Origin of the sequence: Sulfidibacter corallicola, assembly GCF_017498545.1 — a bacterium.
In the GTDB taxonomy this organism is placed as follows: domain Bacteria; phylum Acidobacteriota; class Holophagae; order Acanthopleuribacterales; family Acanthopleuribacteraceae; genus Sulfidibacter; species Sulfidibacter corallicola.
On record NZ_CP071793.1, the window covers coordinates 3,666,522 to 3,688,155 of the forward strand.

Genomic DNA, 21,634 nt, shown 5'->3' on the forward strand with positions numbered 1-21,634 from the left:
AATGTAGTCCATATTTCCATCAACATTTCCTCACAATTCGCCATTATTTTTTTCGGTAGCAGGGGCCGAGAACACCCCACACGGAGTTCTTAAACCGAGGATTCGAAAAGCCTTACCGAATCCGGCGAACGCAGCCACGACCATTGCGACAAGCTGAGCGGGGACATCTGTGATCCTTTTTGATAGAGATGCCTTGCGAGTTTTTCAGCTATTCATCTTGGGTTGATTTTAGGTTTTTTCATCGCGCGGTTCCCTGCGAGCCCGTGGAGTTGACACAGCGGATTCCCAAGGGAAAGACGAATTGAAGAATTGCAGGCTTCGTGCTGAAATATTCGGTCCGTTTCCAGAGTAAACAAGGGTTCTATCGGCTCCAAAAAACTGCATCAGTGAGGCGAATGATGACCATCTCTGAGACGTTCGATCTGAATCAGAAAATTCAAAAGGACCTGGCTTTCATCCTGGATTGTTTCCGGGAGGTATTGGTTTCCCTGAACGAGCCCGTGCTTGCAAAAAACCTGTTCTGCTCCGACTTGGAAGGAGAAATGCTGCCCGAACGCACCGCCCAAGCTTACTCCATGGCGTTTCAATTGCTGAACCAGACAGAGGAGAATGCGCACAACCAGAGAAAACGGGCCATCGCGTCCGATCCTCAGTCGGAATACGAGTCCGGCCATTGGCGCCAAATCTTGAAACGGCTGCAGGAGGCTGGATTCTCGGATGGCGACATCGCGTCCCGGTTGCCGGAGATCATGGTGGAACCGGTACTCACCGCCCACCCCACGGAGGCCAAACGCGCGACCGTGTTGCAACATCACCGGGAGTTGTATCTGCTCCTTTTGAAACGGGAAAACGCCATGTGGACGCCGCTGGAGCGGGAAAACATCCGAGGTGAGATCAAAGTCCTGTTGGAACGGCTCTGGCGAACCGGAGAGATCTTTCTGGAAAAACCCGATCTCGCCTCAGAACGCCGCAACGTGGTTCACTATTTGCGCTTCGTGTTTCCCCAAGTCGTTCCCATGGCCGATCTGCGCCTGCGTCAGTCCTGGCGGCACCTAGGCTTCGACCCCGCCAAAATTCGCCATCCCAGCAACCTTCCGCGCATCAGCTTCGGTACCTGGGTCGGCGGAGATCGCGACGGACATCCCTTCGTCACGGCCGACATCACCCGCCAAACCCTCGCCCACCTGCGAACCCAGGCGTTGTTGTGCTTGCGCACCCAAATCACCCGCCTGGGTGCCAATATCAGCCTCTCCGGTTATCTTCAGGAACCGCCGGAAGCGTTGTCGCGCTGGATCGAATGCCAGGAAAAGGAACTCGGTGCCAGGGGCCTTGCCGCGACGGCTCGCAACAAGAACGAACCCTGGCGTCAGGCCGCCAACCTGATGCTTGCAAAGCTACCGATTCGCGTGATCGATGACGCGCATGCGAGCCTCGAAAACCAAAAAGGTCATTATTGCCAGCCCGAGGAACTGGCGGCTGACTTGGATTTGTTGGCCCGATCGCTCGATGAAATTGGGGCGCAGCGCCTCACCGAAGCCGATGTCTTTCCTGTTTTGCGAACAGTGCAGTGCTTTGGTTTCCATCTGGCCGTGTTGGACATTCGTCAAAACAGTGCGTTCCACGATCGGGCCATCGACCAGTTGATGGCCACCGCCGCCATTACCGATGGCCCTTTTTCCGAATGGGACGAACCTCGCCGCATCGAATTTTTGGAGCGGGAGCTTCAAACCCCCAGGCCCTTCACTTTGGCAAGGACCGATTTGGGCAAGGAGGCCGAGGCCGTGCTCGGCTGTTTCTCCGTAGTCCAAGAATTCAGCGATCAGAACGGCACTTCGGCGATCGGGGCACTCATCGTCAGCATGACCCGAGACTATTCCGATCTCGTGGCCGTCTATTTGTTGGCCCGGGAAGTCGGTCTGGTATTTCCCACCGAATCGGGATTGGTCTGCAGCCTGCCGGTGGTTCCCCTGTTTGAAACCATTGACGACCTGCGGCGCAGCGGCGACATTCTCGACCGCTTCCTGAGTAACCCTCTGACCCGCCGCAGCCTCGAACGCCAGGCCCGAGAACGGGGCTGGTCCACGCCCGTGCAGCAAGTGATGGTGGGCTACAGCGACAGCAACAAAGATGGCGGCATCCTGGCCAGCTTCTGGACTTTGTACCAGGCTCAGGAGGCCATGACCAAGGTTGCTCGGCGTCATGGCATCCACCTGCGCTTTTTCCATGGGCGTGGCGGAACCATCGGACGCGGCGCCGGCCCCGCCCACCGCTTTCTGCGGGCGCTGCCGCCAGGCTCCCTGAGTGGCACCCTGCGCCTGACCGAGCAAGGCGAAACCATCGCCCAAAAATACGCCAACCAAATGACTGCCGCCGTCAACCTGGAGCTTCTTTTGGCCGGCACGACGGAGGCGGCGCACCAGCGGGAAAACGGCGACGAAAAGGAAGCCAGGCTGCGGCAGATTCTGGATCACGCCGCGCAAAAGAGCTTTCAGGCCTACCGCGAACTTCTGGAAACCCCTGGCTTCGTTGATTTCTTCCGCGAAGCGACGCCCATTGACGCGATCGAGTCGAGCCACATCGGTTCCCGTCCCTCGCGTCGCACCGGGAGTCGCAAGCTGGAAGATCTGCGGGCCATTCCCTGGGTGTTTAGCTGGAACCAGGCCCGGTTCTGCCTTTCCGGTTGGTACGGCGTCGGTTTTGCGCTCCAGGATCTGCACCAAAACGATCCCGAGGCATTCGACCTCATACGTACCTACAAGAATCGGTTCTGGCCTCCGCTTCATTACCTCGTCAGCAACGTCGCCACCAGTATGGCCACGACGGATCTGGAAATCATGACCGCCTACGCCGGCTTGGTGACCGATGCGCAGGTTCGCACGCGGATTTTTTCGCTCATTGAACGCGAATACCACCGAACCATGTCCGTCCTGGAGGCAATCTATGGCGGTCCCTTGGCTGAAAGGCGACTGAAAACCGAGCTGCCCCTCGCCAGGCGCCGTCCAGGGCTTCATCTACTGCATCAACAACAGCGCGCGCAGTTACGCCAGTGGCGGGCTCTGCGTGAACAGGGCGATCAAGTGGCGAGCGAAGCCATGTTGCCCAGCTTGCTGCTGACCATCAATGCCATTGCCAGCGGTCTGGGCACCACGGGTTGATTGCGCTTCGGTCGTAATGCGGACATGGCCTTTATTCGGACGAAGCGAGCCATATGGTGGGCATCCAGGGTGACTATCCCCTGACCGGGCCTTCTGGATTTTGGCCTGATGTCCTCCTGCATGGCATATTCGAGCTACACGTGATCGCCCCGCAGCAGCGATCGAGGGTCATTCGGTTTCATTTCAAAAAAGACGTGTCTCTCCGGTGGCGGGCCGTGAATTCAGGGAAACGATTGGATAAAGTGAAGCTCCTGGACGTCACTGATCGACATCAGGAGGAGCACCGTGGATCAGCATAGGGAAGAGCCTCACCTGGCTCGGCTCGCCAAGACACAGAACGCCTTCACCCAATGGCGATTGGTCTGGAGCCGACCCGATGGGATGCGATTGGAGATCCATACACCCGGTTTGAGGATGGAACACCTTCAGGCCATCGCCACCTCGTTCGTGGGAGGGTGACATGCTGCAAATCGTGCCCCAAATGCGCATCTTCGCCGCCTGTCAGCCCCCCAGGACGGGCCCGTGACTTTAGGTGACGAGCGTGTCGCACGGGTGGGCGGTGTTGACGGCCGCCGCGTCGCTTATTTGGATCGGTCTCGGCAAATCGGCGGGGCGCAGTGCCAGGAGATCTTCCAGGTTTTCACCGGCGTGAAGCGTGCCGACGCGGTAGATATGGAGGTCCCGTTCTCGAGTACGGGCGATGATGCCGGTGACATGGGCGCCGTAGCGTTCCTGGTCGGGATGTTTCTTGTGGTCGCGAATCACGGTCTGGATTCGGGCCGAGGTGTCGTCGATGATAAAGAGATCGGCTTTGGCGGCCTCGGCGTAGAGCGCGTGGAAGACGGGTTCGGCAGCCGCGGCACAATCGGCGATCAGATCGGACTGGGTGGCATCGGGAAGCGGAATGCCGTGCTCGCGCTGTAGTTTTTCGAGGCGGTAGGCGGGAAAGCCGTACCAATGACGGAGCATGGCGACGGTCGCTTTGACGGAGGCCGCGTAGGTTTCGCGCTGCGCGTCATCGGGCCAGGTTGGGGCGAAGACCGCGCCGCACTTGCTGCAAGCCAGCGGAAAGCCGCGATAGACGGTGCCGGTGATGGGCGCGCTGACGTTGAGGCGCAACCGCATCAGCGGGCGGCTGGGCTTGTGTTGGTGAAGCCGGCCCTTCCTCTCACCCACGCACTCCGGGCAGGGATCGCCGGGGGTCAGACCGTCGGGGGTGATGTCAGCCTGGCGACAGCCCCTAAAGTCCTTCGCGGCATGTTTGCCGTGCCCCTTGGGGGCCGGTTTTTTGGGGCGTTTCGGACGGCTTTGCGCCTGACCCTTTCCCTGATCCGGCGAGAGATCGGCGCCTGTCTCCGCTTCCTCGCCGAGCAAGAGGGCCCTGAGCGCTTTCAGCGTGAGCCCTTGCTGCACCAGCAGGTCTTTGAGCGCCAGCCAGTCGAGCGTGCACGCGTACATCAGGAGACATTCGGCTTCATCGAGTTCCAAGCCCGCTTCGACTTTGTCGCGAAGCGCGGTGATCCGTGCCGTCCGCTCGGGTCCCACCAGCGGGCCTGTCATCAAACGTCACCGCGCAACAACGCGCGGCACTTTCGATGCAGCGGGTACACCCAAATCGCACGGACTGGTTCTGGTCTGCGTCCCTCGCGATCCATCCGACCGCGGCCTTTGGTCATCCCCAGGTATCTCCAGTTGGCTGCGCGATAGCAGGTTCCGGTGAATCGTTGCGTGTCGACGAAGGTTTCCAGCAGCAGGGGGCGTTGGTGGAAGGCCCGTTCCCAATCGTCGGGGAGCTGTTTGGTTACCAGGCTCAGGACGTGACTGGCGAGGCTTTTGACCTCGACCCAAGGCAGAAGCAAGAAGCGCGAGTTCTGGACGATCCGCTGAAGCCTCGCTTTGCGGGACTCCAGGGTCCATCCAATCCACCGATCTCGTTCTTCGAGGGCCCAGGCCGGTGAAGAAAATTGAAGGCACCCCAACACGCGGGGCTCCGCTTCGGCGGTTTGAATGACATAACGAAGGCAGGCCCCAAAGGGCGTCTTGAACCCAAGGTAGTGATAGCGATCCATGAGCTCTTTCCAAAGCGCTCGATCCTTGGGGGTTGCGACGTGACGCAGGACCACGCCTCCCAACTCATTGAGCTTGCATTGGATGGGTGTTTGGGCATCGCCACAGTCGCTGCGCCCGGCTTTAGCCCGCGCGCCTTTCGGCTTCCCCTGGCGAGGTTTGGGTAGGCGAATGATCCCGGCGGCCTCGAGCTGTTCGAGGAATTGACGACATTCCACGCCTTTCAGTCGACCGCTGGGTCGTTTCCAATCAAGCAACTCACAGAGCGTTTCGGCCAATTCCGTTCGGCTAATCCCCCCTTACCGGGCCTCCAGAACTCTTCTGCCATCTCCTTGATCAGATCGAGTTCCTCTGATGAGACGGGATTGCCGCAAAATCGAAATGGTGTCGCAGTTTCCATGGCTGACCTCCCAGCATGAGGTTAGCCACGATCGGTACAAATGTTCAGGGTTTTTTTATGATTGGTTCCTATCACTGGAGGGACACCTTTATCTCAGCCACGTCGGGGATTCCCGTGCGTACCTTCTCCGTCGGGGGCAGTGGCGCCAGCTCACAAAAGACCAGACCCGCGCCCAACAGCTCATGGATGCCCGAATGGTGACCGACGAGGTGGATCTTCGGCACCCGACACACAGTCAGCTCGTCTCCTGTGTGGGAGGCACGAACCTAGAGATTCAAAGCTACCAAGAGTCGATCGAACGCGGTGATCGCATCCTGTTTTGCACGAAAGGCGTCTATCGGCCGATCCCGGCCAAAAGCTTATTAGAGATTGTGAGCCAGCGCGGGTTCCCACTCGACAAAATCGTGACCCAATTGATCGATGATGCCAATTCCCGAGGTGGCCCTGACAACATCACCGCCTTGCTGGTGGAGATCCATTAACGCATCCGAAAAGACCCGAGCTGAAAGCCAGCCGTTCTCATTGTTTTCGATCAAGACAAGGGCTGTCCTTGTGGCTTGTTAGGATAGTTCAAGTGTCATGGCGAACCTTTAGCAAACCCCCTCACTGTAAATCGTTTGTAAACACACGATAGGAGCTCGCTCGGGTTTCCGCCTTTCAACATAGCGACTTCTCTGTTTGCCTACGATGATCCTGCTCTCAACTCCAGGCGCCCACCTGGCACCGCTATCCTCTTCACACAACATCGCCAAATGGCCCCTATAACCAACCGTCGACCCAACTCGGACGGCTTGGTTGGCGTGTGCCTCGGTGTGTAAAACTCTACCTCTTTACACCAACATCCTCGAAATACGGATCTTAACGCCTTTTTCTATGACTTTTCTCTTCTCTGGAGTTTGACATTATGTCTTCCCACACCATTCAAAGACACCCACAGGGTGGCCTTTCTCCGCGCCTGGTATTTGTTGGCGTCGTTGTCGGCATTTTTTTCTTTCTGAGCAGTTCGCTTTCCGCCTCCGATGTGGGGGCCCCCGACGACACGGAACCCCGCAACCCGGCACTTACCGAACCCCAAAACGGCGTCGCCGCACTGTCCTCCGATTCCGACCGCCTGGGCGTCCACACCTCGGCACCCTTCACCACCGTCAACGAGTTCACCGGCAAGCTCAACATCGCCCTCGACCCGATCGGGGTACCCGGCATGTTCCTGCAGCCGCTCTACAAATCGCCGCAGGAAAAATACTGCGACGACGAGAGCGGGTTCCGACTCTGCCCGATGAACGAGGCACCCGCCGGCCAGGGGCTAGGTTACGGTTGGAGCTCCAACTTCGGCTACATCCTGGCCCGCAATGCGATTTTCGGCAATGGAGCTGCACCTTCCTCCGCCGACTGGGAACGCGTTCGCTTTGTCGACACCGCGGGCAATATTACGCCGTTCGGTCGGGACGGCGTCTTTCAGGCCAGCCCAGAGGACGGCGGTGCCGGCGACGCCTGTCTTCCTGACGGCTGTACACCGGTCCACGCCGACATCCACTTCATCGACAGCCAGCTCCGCCGCATCACTCGGGAACGCACCTTCGACGGCACATCCCTGGAAGGCTTTTCCCAAAATAGCTATTTCCTGTTGGATCCCAACGGCCAGCGGACAGAGTACCAAGCAATCCGCCGGGTGACCCAGTGGAACAACACCACGGCCGTGAAGTTCCTCCCGGTCCAGATTCGGTTACCCAACCAACGCACCATCAACATTTCTTATGTTGGTGGGATCGATCCCGATGGAACCTTGCCTGATTCGGGGCTCATCGATCGGGTCACCGATTCGTTCGGCCGGTCACTGCAGTTCCACTATGCCGACGGACAACTGGAACGCGTGACCCTGGAATCTTCGCAGGGATCGAAACTCCTCAGATCCTTTAGATACCAGTCCATTCAAGTCGGCAATCAATCGTTCTGGGTCTTGCACAAGGTCATTACTCCGGAAGGCTACGAAACCGAGTTCACGACGGAAGACATCGGCGAGCGCGTTCCCTACGTGACCACGATGAAACTGCCGACCGGTGGCACCGTTCGGTACCAATACGCCACCCAATCGTTCCAGCATCTGGAAGTCGACACGAGTGATTGCCGAGCGGCTCGGGACGATGGCTGCGAAGAGTACATCCTCCGTTCACGCCCCTTCGTCCGGTTGAGCCAAATGTCCTTCGGCGGGGGCCGTTACACCTTTGACTACCACCAATGGACCGCTTCCGAAGAACGGACGAATCCCCAGAATGAGGGCCGAATCGACGTCACGGTCACGGAGCACAACGGCGACGTCCAGTATCAACGCGTCACCAGCTATGTCAACACACCCATCTTCGAGACCTACTTCCAAACCTGGGACCAGGCCCATGTGGTCGGCCGTCCGCGCGAGCGCACCGTCACCTTTGGGAATTCAAGCTACCGCGAAGCGTGGACCTATACGCCTCCACTCAACATTGGCGGCCACGCGGGAGGTGATCCCGTTCAAGTCCATGCGCTGCGACAACACAGCCAGCTCGAGGACGGAGTTTGGTTGGACACCAATTACCACTACAGTTGGTTTGACGAGAACGGCCTGAATGGTCAGAACTTCGACCAGAACTTCCTACAACCGATGGCTGTGGTTCGCAAGGCACGCCACGGGTCTCACATCCTGCGGAAGAACTTTGAGTACACACATCGGGTGGTCCGGGAATTCGACGAACACACCAACGTCATCGAAGATCTTTACGCCATCAACCTCGTCACCGAGGAACGGGAAACCTTCCAGCGCGGTACGGTCGTGGAAACCGTGGGCCGCACCACCTACGCGTACGAAAACGCCATCTTCCCCTTCGTCACCGAGGTTCGGCGCTGGCGTAATGCCTCCGAATCCGAGCGCGACACCTTTGCCTACTACCAGAACGGCGCCAACCGCGGCCTGCTCCTGCAGGAAACCCGCGGAGACGCCACATCTCCGACGAGCTATCACGACTTCGCCTTCGGCGTACCGACCCGGATCGACCACCCCGAGGGCGTCGACACTATCCGAACGATTCATGCCGACGGTTCGGTGGCCAATGAAACGGTCGACGGGGTCACCACCACCTATCGGTACGATGGCGATGGTCGCCTCGTGCTGGTTCAGCAACCGGACACCGCCGACCTGATTACCGAGCACTCACGGCCCGGAACCTCTACGCCCTACATGACCAGCTACTACCGCCTCGACGCTCCGGGAAATAATCCCTCGGAGATGACCTTTCCCATCGTGACTCGAACCAAAGCAGGCTACACCATCCCGGTGATTTTTCGGCAATTCGACGAATGGGGTCGAGAAACGCGGGAAGGCATTTCTACGCTCGACCAAAAAACCTGGTATCGCGACACCACATACACGCCATTGGGTATGGTGTCACGCAAGACGAGCGGGCTCGGGGGGCATTGGTCCTACGCGTTCGACGCCTTCGGTCGGCCTGCCCACATCTATTTCACGTGGACGGAAGCAAACCGCATCCTGCAGGACACCACCTTTGACTATCGCCGAACCAGCGATGGTGGCGCGGTTTTCTCCCAAAGTGTGACGGCCTACGATAGTGACGATTCGCTGGAGCGAATCCAGGAAACCGACTTTTTGGGCCGGACGACGATGGCTGCGACCAACGGCCACAACACATTTTTCCGATACGCCCCCCATCCACAAGGGCTTGAAACCACCACGCTTCCCTATGGGGAATCATCGCTGGCCCGTACCACCGTGACGACCTGGCTTGGCCAGGTACTCGAAGAGACCCATCCCGAAATCAGCGAACAGGTTCGGTACGAATACAACAGCCGGGGTCTCCTGGAGAAACGATATCAGGGCAACACCGCCAACCCCACCGAAACGACCCGATACGTCCATGACGGGCTGGGTCGAGTGGTTCAGCGATACGGCCGCCGCCAGAGCGAGGCAAATGAATCCTTGTTGTCGGCCTTCACCTACGACCACCGCAATCGCTTGACCGAGGCGGTCCAGTATGCCGACAACGGGCTTTCAGTGACCTACTCCTACAAATCGTTTGACGATGCCAACCGCCTGAAAGGCATGAGGATCACGCTGCCCCAACTGGACGGCGCCAATCTGGGCAACTTCGATGTGCCGTATGAAGCGCTTCCTGGCTCAAGAACCTACGAACTCGACATCGAATACGACGAAATCGGTCGCGAGCGCTGGTTCCAGCATCCCAACGGCGCCTTCGAATCCTACACCTACGACTATTTCAGCGCGCCACGGGGCGTTTTCTACGGGTTTGGACCCAATCATCCCGAGGGACCGGCCTTCGAGCACCTCATCGATCACGCGCAGTACAACCCGTACAATGGTCAGTTGTTGGCGGCGCTCTGGGACCAAGGTGAATGTCAGTCAGGGAACTGCGCGCCGGCGCTTGCCCGAATGGCTGAGCCCGTAACCGACGAAGAACGCAGAAGGCCGCCGTTATCCGAAGACGAGCTGATCGACACGGAGGCGATCGAGGCGGCGGCGGAAGAAGCACGGGATTCGAGCCTGTCCCTGTTCAATTATTGGTGGCCGGACAGTTTGGGTCGATCGGCTTCCTGCCAGCTTCGCGGCAGCGTGGGCTATCTGTACCAGCGGCAATTCACCAGGTACAACGAGTGGGGCTACATCGCCTCATACACGCGAAACGACCGGCTTTTTCCCTCGGCGACAGAGATGCGCCACGAGTACACCGATCGGGGGCAGTTGCGATCGTTTGCCGTTGGGGATGAAGCCATTTCCTACCAATACGATACGGTGGGCAACCTGACCAGCCGCTCGTCGATGAGTTTCCACACCGGAACCGCGACGCTTGCGGTGGTCGGCCATTCGGCCCAGTACATCCAAGGAAACCGATTCCACCGGGACGGCGGATACGACTACGACCCGCAAGGCCGATTGGCCAACACTCCGAACCACCAAGTTCGCTACAACCGCGACGGTCAGGTCTCGCAGATCCTGGCGAACCGTCGTATCGAAGACCGTGAAAGCTTGGGATCCGGGGCCCAGCTCTTCCTATACGACGCGTTCGGCGAGCGTGTCGTGGCCGTTCGCGAAGATTCGGAAACCGTGATCTACTCCATTCGCCACGCGGGCCGCATCATCACCGAAGAGGAGTTTGCGACGGATACGGTCGGCGACCTGACGGAGCGCCGTCAGTACATCACGTTGCAGGGCAAAGCCATTTACGTCGAAAAAAAACGTTTCGATGATGGGCAGCTTACGGCCAAGGAGAAGACCCACTTTTTCCGCGATCGTCTAGGTAACCCGGTCGTGACCTGGGACGGGGAAACCGACGAGTTCAAGACGTCTGCCTACGAGCCATACGGCCAGCCGCTCATCGAGGAGGCCCGCCACAAGGGAGCCCACGGTTTCACCGGGCACGACGAAGACCCTAATGGCCTTATCTATATGGGGGCCCGGTTCTATGATCCAGTAGCTGGTTGTTTCACCCAGCCGGATACTGCCCGCGATTTCAATCCGTATCTACCCAACAGTTACAACCTCTACAGCTACACGAATCAAAACCCGGCCAACGCTTTTGACCCCAATGGAAAAGCGGCCGAAACCGTCTGGGACGTGATTAACATTGGAATTGGTGTTGCTTCGTTCGTCGACAACGTCCGTGAGGGCAATTGGGGAGCCGCGGCGCTTGATGCAGGCGGTGTTGCGGTTGACGTCCTGGCGGCGGCTGTTCCGGTACTGCCGGGTGGAGCTGGTGCAACCATCAAAGCTATGAGGTACGGTGATGACGCCGTAGCAGTGGCCACCACTTTGGTAACAAAGGGTGACGAGGTGGTAGATGGCGCGACAACCCTGGCGACCAAAAGTGAGGAAATTGCAAAAGCGACAGATGAAACCTATGAAATTCTTGATGGTGTCCGTCGCTCCAAGGCTGCCGACCTGACCAATCAAAAAACCATAAAGGCAGAAATTTTCGATAAAAACGACCGCCTGGTTCGCTCTGATGATGTTCCGCTTGATAGGCTTAAGTCGCCAAAGGAAAAAATTGATCTCAGCAACGGACGATTCCAAGATACGATGAAACGGACAAAGGAAGGTAGGACACCGCCGCCCATCCAGGTTACTCCAGGCAACAAAGGAACACCAATTAAGGAAGTTGGATTTGAATTCAAGGGGGTTGTACAATGATTTGTAAAGAAAAGCATCAGTCTGCGATTCGCGCCATCCATCGGCTATTAATCAAAGCTCGCTCGAAGGCTTACCAAAAAGACCACCATGATAGTATTGCTAAACTCCTTGATGATATTGAGTACTTACCCTCCTTGATGCTTGCACCCTCCGATGAGTCAGAAAGGTTTCAAAGCTACTTGAAAAACATCTCAGAAACTCATAATTGTCCAGGAATATTTGAAGAATTTGACACCGGAGATTGACAGGAGACTGAAAAATCTGTTTTACGGATATCCAGGGCATTTGCCTGGTTTCTTAATGGGTGGCCACTTGATCCGTTAGGTGTCCACCCCTCTGTCTGTCCAGTATCAAATTCAATCTCAAATTGTTTGGAATCCGAAACGACCAAACCGTCGAGTTACACGGCGAGTCAGCCAGGCTCGAAAAAGACCTGCGAGCTTACGTCGAACGAAACATGGAAACGTTGCTCGGCGTCCGGTTCCTGGCATCGGAATACGTGACCAGCAAAAACCATAGTGGCCGCATCGATTCATTGGGCCTGGACGAGAACCATTTTCCGGTGATCGTTGAGTACAAGCGGAACAAAAACCATAGTGTCATCAACCAGGGTCTCTATTACCTCGACTGGCTCGTCGACCACCAGGCCGAATTCCAGCTTCTCGTCGCCGACCGTATTGGCGAGGAAGCTGCGAAGAATATTGACTGGTCAGGTGTCCGCCTCATTCTGATCGCAGAGGACTTCACCAAGTTTGATCGCTACGCGGTGAACCAAATTGACAGAACCATCGACCTGGTCCGATACAGCTATCACCGCGCCGAAGGGCAGGGTGGTCCTTTCTTGCTGCTCGACCTTATCAGCACGCAGACAGGAACGGTGCCGAAGAGCGGAGTCGAGGAGCCCACAAAAGAATCGGTGCCCACGGTTCGCGATGACACGCACCAATACCGCCTGAGCAAAGCAAGCCCTGAGTTGAAGGCGCTGTATGACGCAGTATGCGAATTTGCCGGCAGTCTCGGCGATGTTCAGATGAAGGAGTTGAAGCACAACGTTGCCTTCAAGAACATCAAGAATTTTGTGAGCGTCCTGGTGTATCCGACCCAGGATCCCATGGTTCGTCTGTATGTGAAGCTGGATCCGAAAGAAATCGAGCTCGAAAGCGGCTTCACCGAGGACGTGAGTGGGAAAGGTCATTGGGGAACAGGTGACCTTGCCGTGTTCATTCGGAACTGGAACGACTTTGAAAACGCGAAGCCGTTGATCGAGCGAAGCTACCGGGAGAACTGATAGACCGGGAGGTTCTGATCAGACCAGGGCCTCCCAAGCCATTCTGTCTGGGGTGGACAGAAAACAACAAAGTTGACATACCGCTTGTTTTAAACGAATTATCAATCCAACATGTGTTCTATTCAGGAAAGCACAGCGGGACCAGAGATGGCTTCAATCTCCAATTCTGTCCGCGCACCACACGCTTGGACAGAAAACGAGAAAAGTGGATTGCCGCCTTGGTCCTCGTCGCTACTCAGGGTTAAGAGCCCGAGAACGAATTCTGTCCAATCTCTCGCTCTTCAGACAGAAACTGATAAAGACGACTTTTTGTCGATTTTGTCGCCGATCACGGCTTTATCGGCTCTTAACCCGGAGAAAGTCTCGGCGCAGATAAAACCGATAAAACTGGCCGAGAGCGCCCTTTCTGCCGAAGACACAGCCCGCCGAGACCGCCGCATCTTTATCGGGCCGCCTCGTCGGCAGCCGATCCATCTAAAACGTCCAGCGGTAAGTGGCCCAAAACCAGAGGTCTAAAAAGCAAAAAGCCCGTGAGCGTTAGCTCCGGGCTTTTGTGTACCGCGTTGGGTTGCTTTGCTATGTGGGAGAGTTGGTTGCGGGGGGAGGATTTGAACCTCCGACCTTTGGGTTATGAGCCCAACGAGCTACCAGACTGCTCCACCCCGCGTCAACAGGAGCGAATTCTATTACGACCACGATTCACTGTCAAGCCTAGGATCGGAAAAAAAGCCAAAAAAGATCCTTGAACTCGCTTGAGCCCTGAAAAGGAGGTGAAATCTCTTGTTGTATTCCTTAATTAGAAACCGGGTAGGTGATTGTCAAGTCGCGAGCGAAAAAAAGTGCCACATTCTTGGCGAAGGGTGACTTGCAGCGGTATGGGACCCGCGGGGATCCCCCTGCTTCGGCCGCTCGACGGCAGGCGACGATCTACTCCGTCGCCCCCACGGGATTAGCCACACAGAAGGCCATTCGCTCGGTGTTGTAGGCCAGGCCGATGCGGCCGTCGGGCGTCATGACCACGAGACCGCCGAACCCACCCGTTCGACCGACGAGGCGGGCCACCGCTCGCTCTGCCGCCTCTCCCGGCTCGAGCTCGTGCAACAGCGACAGGGCCTCCATCGCCATCGCCGAACGCAGGATCGACTCGCCCCAGCCCGTGCACATTACGGCACCGCGCTGGTTGTCCGCGTAGAAACCGACACCCGCGAGCGCGGCATCGCCCACCCTACCGACCGCCTTGTTGGGGATGCCGCCGGTGGAATTGCCCACCGCGAGGTTGCCGTCCCCATCCAGGGCGATGGCGCCCACGGTATCGCAGGGCAGGTCGGGATCGACACCCGAATGCTCGGTCCAGATCCGGCTGCCGCCGCGAGCGCGCCCCGACTGAAAGGCCTCGTGCCGGTCCCGCTCGCGAGCCAAAATGTGGGTCTCCGGATCGACCTCCTCGAAACCGGCGCGCCAGGCCAGCCGATGGGCTCCCTCACCCGTGAACAGGCAATGCTCGCTGGTTTCCAGGACGTGGCGCGCCAGTTCGATGGGATGGCGAATTCGGGAGACACCCAATACGGCACCGGTTCCCAGATGGCGACCTTCCATCAACCCCGCGTCCAACTCCACCAGGCCGTCTTCGTTCAGAAAGGAACCACGCCCGGCATCGAAAGTGGGATCGGTCTCCAAATAACGAATCACGGTACACACGGTTTCGACCGCCCCGGCTCCCTTCCCGAGCATGTCCATGCCCAGATGCCACGCCTTTTCGCAGCCCAGCCGATGGGCCGGCCAAAGATCGTCCGGTATGTCCCAGGCGCCGCCGTGAACCGCCAGTCGAATCGGCGTCACCGAGCCGTTTTCTGTCGTGGCACTCATACACCCCCCATGCACCGATCACGACGTCCAATTTGTTTCATCCACTCATGTCACCCTCGCCATCGCAAGGGCGCGATGCAACCCGTCCGCCGTCACCGCCCCCCCGAATCGGCAGCCGGCACCAGGGACACCTCGATACCGACGGCGTGCTCAGTTCTTGACGTAGAGCACGTGATCCAAATTGACGATGATCTTCTCATCGTCGCAGTACATCGGCAGGAACGTCTCGTTCTGATTGAAAAAATCGGAGACCCGTCGTTGGTCCGGCGGCAGATTGGGATAGACCACACCGGAAAGCGACTCACCGTTATCCAGAAACAACTCCACCTCTTGGGGCTCCAGCATCAGCTCGCTCACGAGTTGCTCGGCATCGTTTTCGGAGCTCCGCAGGCTCACCAGCTCGGACTTGTTGAAGAGGATGAACTCCTCGTCGTCCTTGAGAAACGAAAAAAACCGTTTGTCCTGATTGAGCAAATCCTCGAGCCGCGGCTTCATGGTGTAGGAATAGATATCTTCACTGATAAACACCGCCCCTTGCATTTCACCTTGCTGGGCGATGGTGATCACGACCTGAACTTTGGTGGTAGGTACCTGATACTGCATGCTGGTTCCTCCGTCAGCGGCAAAACCGGGGAATGAATCGGCAACCCAAGACCATGGACCACGCACGACGCGGGAATCGGCATCGCCCAACGAACACGAGAGAAATGAAGCGAGCCCCAAGCCGGAGAAGTAGTTCGAATGTACGGGGCAGCGCCCCTGGAATAGCGGGTTTTCCCATTCATTATAGGGCATTTTTGTCGTGGTTCGGCCAAGGTTTCCGCGATCTCGGGTGCCGAACCCGGCGGGATCGCATTCGCGAGGGCCGATTCGGCGACCGGTTCCCCCGCGAATCTTCGCACCGAATTCCCCGTCGGTCGTATGCCGCCCGGCGACCGGCAGGGCAACGACTTCCACGAACGGGCGAGGTTTTGGCCGGTGGACGGACCCCTTTTAAGCCATTGTCAGTCACCTACCCCATGGTTATAATGAGCCAATATCCGTCCAGAATTTTTAGTCGGCAATCCGTGGACACCGGTTCCACGCGACATTGCCTTTCCAGCACCAGTCAGGACCATTGCATGGAATCATTCGTCCCTCCGATGCGTGTCCCCTCGGTCGCGCGCGGCTCTTCGTTGCAAACTGACGACTTCCGACCCATTCCCGCTCGTGCGACGTCGCCAGCGAGCCTCGATCCGCTGGAGGTCCATCGCCTCATCCACACTCAACCCCCCAACCGACAGTCCCGCTCGCTTTCTTTTCCAACTGTCATCAAGAACACCAGCATGACCAAGGGGTGAGGCGCTCATGGCAAAAATCGACGGATTCTTTCGGCTCATGGTTTCGGAGGGCGGCAGCGACCTGCACATGGCCACCGGCAACAAACCCAGGATTCGTGTCAGCGGCGAGCTGCGCGAAATCGAGTACCACGAGTTGAGCCAGGATGAATTGCAGACCCTGCTCTACGAGATCTGCCCCGAAGAGAAACAGAAGCTCTTCGAGGAAACGGGCGACTTGGATTTTGCCTACGAAATCCCGGGCGTGGCCCGGTTCCGCTGCAATTATTTCATGCAGAAAAGCGGCGTCACCGGCGTTTTCCGACAGATCCCCAGCGAAATCTTGACCGCGGAACAACTGAGCCTGCCACCCATCTGCCTGCGATTCGCGATGCTGAACAAGGGGATGGTCCTGGTGACGGGACCGACCGGCTCGGGCAAGTCGACCACCCTCGCCGCCATCCTGGATTACGCCAACAAAAACCGAACCGACCACATCCTCACCCTGGAAGATCCGATCGAGTTCGTACACCAGAGCCGATCCTGCCTGGTCAACCACCGCGAAATCGGAACCCATTCGAAATCGTTTTCCACCGCCCTGCGGGGCGCCCTGCGTGAGGACCCGGACATCATTCTGGTCGGCGAGATGCGCGATCTGGAAACCATTGAGTTGGCCATCGAGGCCGCCGCGACCGGCCACCTGGTCTTCGGCACCCTACACACCATGAGCGCGATGAAAACGGTCGACCGGATCGTAGAGGTGTTCCCGGCCAACCAGCAGGAACGAATACGGGTCACCCTGGCCGACGTCCTCAAGGGCGTCATCGCCCAGAACCTGTTCAAACGCGTCGACAAACCCGGTCGCTGCGCCGCCTTGGAAATCCTGGTCGTCAACAACGCCGCTTCCGCCGTCATTCGCCAAAACAAGACCCACCAGTTGCTCAGCGTCATGCAGACCTCCACGAAATCCGGCATGCAAACCCTGGACGACGCCATTCAGAAGCTTCTCGACAAGGGCTACATCAGCATCGAGGAAGCGTTCGAAAAGTGCATCAACAAGGAACGGTTTGCACCGCTGCTGAAAGAGCCGCCCGACGAGTTGGCGATGGGCTGAGGGAGCGCGCCCATGCTTCGAAAAAAAGACACCGATCACATCCTGATGCACATGCTCCGATCTCAAAAGGGCACGAGCGACCTGAACTTCACGCCCGGCAAACCGCTGCAGGTAGAGTCCAGCGGGGCGCTGACCAAGGTAGTCACGAACCCGCCGATCGACATCCTGACGCCTTACCAGACCGAGATGCTGGCCATTTCGGTGCTGGGCATGGACAGGGGCAATTTCGAGGCCCTGGCCCGTGCCGGCTCGGCCGATTGCGCCTACGAGGTCCCCGGCGAATGTCGCTTCCGCGTCAACGTCTTTCAGACGAAGCGGCAGCTCAGCCTGGTCCTGCGCAAGTTGGAGACCAAGATCCTGACCCTCGACGACCTGGGCATCCCCGCCATTTTCAAAGACATGGCCGCGGAGAAAAACGGATTGATCCTCGTGACCGGCGCCACCGGCAGCGGAAAGTCGACCACCCTGGCCGCGGTTCTCAACGAGATGAACGAGACCCGACCGATCCACATTCTCACGATCGAAGACCCCATCGAATACGTGCACCCGCATAAGAAGGCCACCTTCAACCAGCGTGAGCTGGGTACGGATTTCGACACCTTTCATTCCAGCCTGCGCGCCGCCCTGCGCCAGGCCCCCAAGGTCGTCCTGATCGGCGAGATGCGCGATCGCGAAACGGTCGACATCGGCCTGGCCGCGGCCAGTACCGGCCACCTGGTCCTTTCCACACTGCACTCGATCGACTGTGGCCAAACGATCAGCCGCATCGTCGGCATGTTCGACAAGGAAGAGGAGAATACGATTCGCGCCCGCTTGGCCGAGTGCCTGCGCTACGTGGTCAACCAACGCCTACTCCCGAAGAAAGGCGGCGGCCGCGTGGCTTCCCAGGAAATCATGGGCACGACCTTGCGGGTATTGGACCTGGTCGTCAACGGCGAGAGCGAGCAGAAAACCTTCTACGAGGTCATCGGTGCCAGCCGGAACCGCGGATGGCAGACCCACGACCAGGCGATCGCCGACCTGTACGCCGCCGACAAGCTCACCGAGGAAACGGCCCTGGCCTATTGCTCGAACCGACCGGTGCTGGCACGGATGATCGATCGCATGAAACAGGAAAAGGGCATCGAAGACAAAGACGCACTGGTCCTGAACCTGGACACGAGTGCCAAGGAAGTCAGCAACCTGATCAAGAAGGAGTGGCCCGGCTCGGGCAACGATTTCCCGATTCGCGAGGAAATCCCGGGTGCCGGTGTCTGGATCATCTACGAACCACGCATCGACGGCAAATCCGGCCAGGTCACGCTGAGCTTCCCGCTCAAGATCCAAGGCCAGGTCAAAGGCGTGCCGGCCATCAATCCCAAAGGGGAAATCATCATGACCGGCACCACCCAAGGCGGCGAATCCCCGCGCGTGACCTACAAGACGGGCCCCGTGCAAAACGTGATGGTCGCCGACACCCAAATGCCGGACTCGGTTCGCGACATGGTGCGCCCCTTCTTCCCGGATCAATTCGAGATGCCCAACATGAAATTCACCCAACGGAAGGTGGAAGCGCTGCAGCGCATTGCCGAACAAGGCAAGTTCCAACACGTCCATCCGCTCCAGCAAATCGCCGAAAAGGCCGCTGATTCCAAGGAAATCGAGGCCATCGAGGCCACCATCAAAGCGATTAAAGAGAAAAACCAATGAAAGATTTGCAGTCCTTGGTCAAGCATCCCTCGGTTCAGGGTGGCACCGGCCTGCTGCTGGTCACCGGGCAGCCGGTCCTGCTGGTGAACGGCGCCCAGAAAAAACCCTTGGGTCAAGCCCTCGCCAACAACCAGATCATGAACTGGCTCAAAGCCTCCCTGCCGGTCGAAGTCATGGGCCAATTCCAATGGGGCAAGGAAGTCCAGCTCAACCTGGATGTGGACGGCGCCCCATTCCCGATGCACGTCAGTCTGCGACCCGACCGTACCTTCCAAATCCAGATCCAACTGCAGACGACACCCACGGGCGAGGTACCCGCGGCGGCACCGCCAGCCGAACCTGCGGTCGAGGCCCCTCCGGCACCGCCCGAAGCGCCACCGACGACCGAGGAACCCCGACCCGAACTCAGCGCGGACGAGGCCGAACGCCTGGATGAGGAAGTCGAGGCCCTGGCACGAGGCGAGAACCTGAGCCTGATCGTCGCGGCCGAAGCGGGTCAGGTTGCGACCCTACAAAACCTGGCCACGGAGTTGGGTTACGAACCGCGATCGTCCACCATGGCTGCGGCGGTCTTGGAAGTGCTCAAATACACCGCCTACCCGCTGATTCTCCTGGCACCGGGCAACGAGTACCGCACCGATCCGGTGTTCCGCATGCTGGAAACCATGAACATGACCACCCGCCGCAAGCAGTTCGTGGTGCTGATCGCGCCAGGCCTGAAAACCGGCGACGTCATGCTGGCCTTCAGCCTGAGCGTCAACCTGGTGATCGACGAGACGGATCTGACCGAAGCCGGCCAACACATCCTGAAAGGGTTGAAGGCTTGGCAACGCTACGTGGCAAATCTGCACGAAGCATTGGAAAACGAGGGTAAGTTCTAGCAGCGCAACCCCATCGGGCCCGCACCCGGGCAACCACCACAGGGATGAGGAAGGCCACATGTTCGAATCCAGTAAATCGCGCAAGGAATTTCTACAGGCCATCCTGGCCGGGAGAATCAATGCCCAACTGCTGCAGAAAGCGATGGGGTCCTATCAATCCTTCGCCGATGCGGACCTGGCCGACGTCCTACCGCTGGTCACCCATCCCCAGGCGAAAAAGTTTGGTGCGGCGCTGGTCAGCGTCAATCGAGACCCGCAAAAACTGTCCCGGCTGATGGATCTCTTCACGCGTGAACGCCGGCCGGAAGCGGAGAGCGACATCCTCGCGGCGATCGCGGTCTGCAAGGCCGGGGACACCCGATCCCTGGTCGCCAAAATGACGAACGATAAAAACGTGGACGTTCGCAAGAAGGCGTTGAAACTTCTGATCCGCCTGGAAGATTGGGCGCGCCAACGCGACCTGGTGGGCTCGCTCCTGCTCGATCCCAATCCCAGTATCAGCGAGGCCATGATCCGCCAGCTCGTATCGCAAGAAGCGACGGCGCCCTATGCGGCCGCCCTTCGTCAGTTGGCGCTGCACGACCAGGAATCGATTCGGGACGCGAGTCTCAAGGCCCTGATCAAGCACAAGAACCCCAAGAACATCGAAGTCTTCCTCCAAGCACTCGCCCACAGCCAGGGCGAGGTGAAACAGCAACTGGAAGCCGCCATTTCGGGATTCATTTCCGACGACCCTTCGGCGACCGGCCAGCAGATTATCGGTGCCCTGACCGACCCCGACGACAAGGTCGTGGAAACGGCGTTGCGGCTCTATCTGACCCTGCCCAATCAAGCCGAAGCGTTTCGAAATTTGTTGTCGTTCACCGATTCGGTAACGGCCTTCATGCGCGACGAAGTCTTTAAAAGGTTGATCCCACATCAAGACTATATCGTGCCGCTGGTCTTGGACCTGTGCCGACTGGAACAGAACCCGGCGCTCAAGCTGCAAGCATTGAACCTGGCCAAAGTATTGAAAAACAACAAGCTCGCCCCATTGTTCCTGCACGAGTTGAAGAACCCGGACTGGATGGTCCGCTACAGTGCCATGCAGGTGCTGGCGGCGATGCGGTCACCCCAGGCCCTGCCCATCCTGGTGGAGTTCCTCAACGATTCGGATTCCTCGATGGCGGCGATCCAGGCACTCGACCAGTATCGGGACATGCGTCTGGCCAAGCCCTTTTTCCAAAAGCTATCCGCTCCGGATGCCAATGAATCGGAGCAGATCGAACTGCTCAAAGCGCTGCGCAACCTGGGCGATCAGCGCTTCCTCCCCCACCTCGCCAAATTCCTCGAGGGCCCCCTCATGAAGGGCAAAGCCCGCAAATTGTGCGCGGAAGTGATCATCGCGATTTGCGACGAAAAGAACGTTCAAGTTCCCGAGTCCGTGCGGAAGCTGCACGAATCCCTCTCGGAAAAGACGCTGGAAGACCTGCCGGATTTGGGGCTGAAACTTTCCGACGGTTAAGCGGAGAACGCGCCGACACCCCATCTCCGGATCGAAGATCGACCGATCCCGAGCTGTCTCAAAAATGCTCCAGCCCATGGAGATAGAAGAGATACGCACGGCACCAACAGGGAAGCAACCTGTGACAATTTCGCCCGGATGTGTTTATATCTGTGGCAGGGCCC

General features: G+C 58.3%; 14 protein-coding genes and 1 tRNA gene. 10 read left to right on the top strand and 5 right to left on the bottom strand.

All coding sequences use genetic code 11. The features are described from left to right. Positions 1–395: 395 nt before the first annotated feature. Together J3U87_RS10525 and J3U87_RS10530 are read left to right on the top strand one after the other, a co-directional pair. Complete coding sequence (locus J3U87_RS10525; RefSeq protein WP_237383005.1) at positions 396–3,155, top strand: phosphoenolpyruvate carboxylase; 2,760 nt, start codon at positions 396–398, stop codon at positions 3,153–3,155. 285 nt (positions 3,156–3,440) lie between these two features. Continuing rightward, on the top strand, positions 3,441–3,614 hold the full coding sequence (locus tag J3U87_RS10530; RefSeq protein WP_237383006.1) for a hypothetical protein: 174 nt from the start codon (positions 3,441–3,443) through the stop codon (positions 3,612–3,614). 69 nt (positions 3,615–3,683) lie between these two features. Here J3U87_RS10530 and J3U87_RS10535 read toward each other — a convergent pair whose 3' ends face one another. Both J3U87_RS10535 and J3U87_RS10540 read right to left on the bottom strand, forming a co-directional pair. Next, positions 3,684–4,715, bottom strand: a complete 1,032-nt coding sequence (locus J3U87_RS10535) for an IS66 family transposase (protein ID WP_237383007.1) — start codon at positions 4,713–4,715, stop codon at positions 3,684–3,686. Beyond that, positions 4,715–5,440, bottom strand: a complete 726-nt coding sequence (locus J3U87_RS10540) for a DUF4338 domain-containing protein (RefSeq protein ID WP_237383008.1) — start codon at positions 5,438–5,440, stop codon at positions 4,715–4,717. The genes J3U87_RS10535 and J3U87_RS10540 overlap by 1 nt, the downstream gene beginning before the upstream one ends. 376 nt (positions 5,441–5,816) lie before the next feature. On the opposite strand from J3U87_RS10540, the gene J3U87_RS10545 reads away from it, so the two are divergent. The 4 genes from J3U87_RS10545 (at position 5,817) to J3U87_RS10560 (ending at position 13,100) form a co-directional block, all read left to right on the top strand. Further along, positions 5,817–6,104: a PP2C family protein-serine/threonine phosphatase gene (locus J3U87_RS10545; protein WP_237383009.1), complete on the top strand. Its 288-nt coding sequence runs from the start codon at positions 5,817–5,819 to the stop codon at positions 6,102–6,104. A gap of 422 nt (positions 6,105–6,526) precedes the next feature. After that, on the top strand, positions 6,527–11,812 hold the full coding sequence (locus tag J3U87_RS10550; protein ID WP_237383010.1) for an RHS repeat domain-containing protein: 5,286 nt from the start codon (positions 6,527–6,529) through the stop codon (positions 11,810–11,812). Next, entirely contained in the window at positions 11,809–12,057 is a 249-nt protein-coding gene (locus tag J3U87_RS10555) for a hypothetical protein (protein ID WP_237383011.1), read from the top strand. Before J3U87_RS10550 ends, J3U87_RS10555 begins: the two co-directional genes overlap by 4 nt. Before the next feature lie 212 nt (positions 12,058–12,269). Continuing rightward, positions 12,270–13,100, top strand: a complete 831-nt coding sequence (locus J3U87_RS10560; RefSeq protein WP_237383012.1) for a DUF5655 domain-containing protein — start codon at positions 12,270–12,272, stop codon at positions 13,098–13,100. Positions 13,101–13,690: 590 nt separating this feature from the next. Here the strand turns inward: J3U87_RS10560 and J3U87_RS10565 are convergent. The 3 genes from J3U87_RS10565 to J3U87_RS10575 all read right to left on the bottom strand — a co-directional run bounded on the left by J3U87_RS10565 (position 13,691) and on the right by J3U87_RS10575 (position 15,569). Further along, a tRNA-Met gene (locus J3U87_RS10565) sits at positions 13,691–13,767 on the bottom strand. A 260-nt stretch (positions 13,768–14,027) separates the two neighbouring features. Beyond that, positions 14,028–14,966 carry an isoaspartyl peptidase/L-asparaginase family protein gene (locus J3U87_RS10570; protein WP_237383013.1) on the bottom strand — a complete coding sequence of 313 codons (939 nt, stop codon included), beginning with the start codon at positions 14,964–14,966 and terminating at the stop codon, positions 14,028–14,030. A gap of 150 nt (positions 14,967–15,116) precedes the next feature. Further along, positions 15,117–15,569, bottom strand: coding sequence for a hypothetical protein (locus J3U87_RS10575; RefSeq protein ID WP_237383014.1), 453 nt, complete (start codon positions 15,567–15,569; stop codon positions 15,117–15,119). A 744-nt stretch (positions 15,570–16,313) separates the two neighbouring features. On the opposite strand from J3U87_RS10575, the gene J3U87_RS10580 reads away from it, so the two are divergent. The 4 genes from J3U87_RS10580 to J3U87_RS10595 are packed head-to-tail and all read left to right on the top strand — an operon-like array spanning position 16,314 to position 21,470. Then, complete coding sequence (locus J3U87_RS10580; protein ID WP_237383015.1) at positions 16,314–17,396, top strand: type IV pilus twitching motility protein PilT; 1,083 nt, start codon at positions 16,314–16,316, stop codon at positions 17,394–17,396. Positions 17,397–17,408: 12 nt separating this feature from the next. Next, positions 17,409–19,085: a type IV pilus twitching motility protein PilT gene (locus J3U87_RS10585; protein ID WP_237383016.1), complete on the top strand. Its 1,677-nt coding sequence runs from the start codon at positions 17,409–17,411 to the stop codon at positions 19,083–19,085. After that, positions 19,082–19,966, top strand: coding sequence for a hypothetical protein (locus J3U87_RS10590; RefSeq protein ID WP_237383017.1), 885 nt, complete (start codon positions 19,082–19,084; stop codon positions 19,964–19,966). The genes J3U87_RS10585 and J3U87_RS10590 overlap by 4 nt, the downstream gene beginning before the upstream one ends. A 58-nt stretch (positions 19,967–20,024) precedes the next feature. After that, a complete protein-coding gene (locus J3U87_RS10595; protein ID WP_237383018.1) occupies positions 20,025–21,470 on the top strand; it encodes a HEAT repeat domain-containing protein in 1,446 nt (481 codons plus the stop codon). The last annotated feature ends 164 nt before the right edge of the window (positions 21,471–21,634 follow it).

Bases quoted from the DNA above. Each gene is read 5' to 3' on its own strand.
- J3U87_RS10525 (WP_237383005.1), top strand. From the start codon at position 396: ATGATGACCATCTCTGAGACGTTCGATCTGAATCAGAAAATTCAAAAG.
- J3U87_RS10535 (WP_237383007.1), bottom strand. From the start codon at position 4,715: ATGACAGGCCCGCTGGTGGGACCCGAGCGGACGGCACGGATCACCGCG.
- J3U87_RS10545 (WP_237383009.1), top strand. From the start codon at position 5,817: ATGGTGACCGACGAGGTGGATCTTCGGCACCCGACACACAGTCAGCTC.
- J3U87_RS10550 (WP_237383010.1), top strand. From the start codon at position 6,527: ATGTCTTCCCACACCATTCAAAGACACCCACAGGGTGGCCTTTCTCCG.
- J3U87_RS10555 (WP_237383011.1), top strand. From the start codon at position 11,809: ATGATTTGTAAAGAAAAGCATCAGTCTGCGATTCGCGCCATCCATCGG.
- J3U87_RS10560 (WP_237383012.1), top strand. From the start codon at position 12,270: ATGGAAACGTTGCTCGGCGTCCGGTTCCTGGCATCGGAATACGTGACC.
- J3U87_RS10570 (WP_237383013.1), bottom strand. From the start codon at position 14,966: ATGAGTGCCACGACAGAAAACGGCTCGGTGACGCCGATTCGACTGGCG.
- J3U87_RS10575 (WP_237383014.1), bottom strand. From the start codon at position 15,569: ATGCAGTATCAGGTACCTACCACCAAAGTTCAGGTCGTGATCACCATC.
- J3U87_RS10580 (WP_237383015.1), top strand. From the start codon at position 16,314: ATGGCAAAAATCGACGGATTCTTTCGGCTCATGGTTTCGGAGGGCGGC.
- J3U87_RS10585 (WP_237383016.1), top strand. From the start codon at position 17,409: ATGCTTCGAAAAAAAGACACCGATCACATCCTGATGCACATGCTCCGA.
- J3U87_RS10590 (WP_237383017.1), top strand. From the start codon at position 19,082: ATGAAAGATTTGCAGTCCTTGGTCAAGCATCCCTCGGTTCAGGGTGGC.
- J3U87_RS10595 (WP_237383018.1), top strand. From the start codon at position 20,025: ATGTTCGAATCCAGTAAATCGCGCAAGGAATTTCTACAGGCCATCCTG.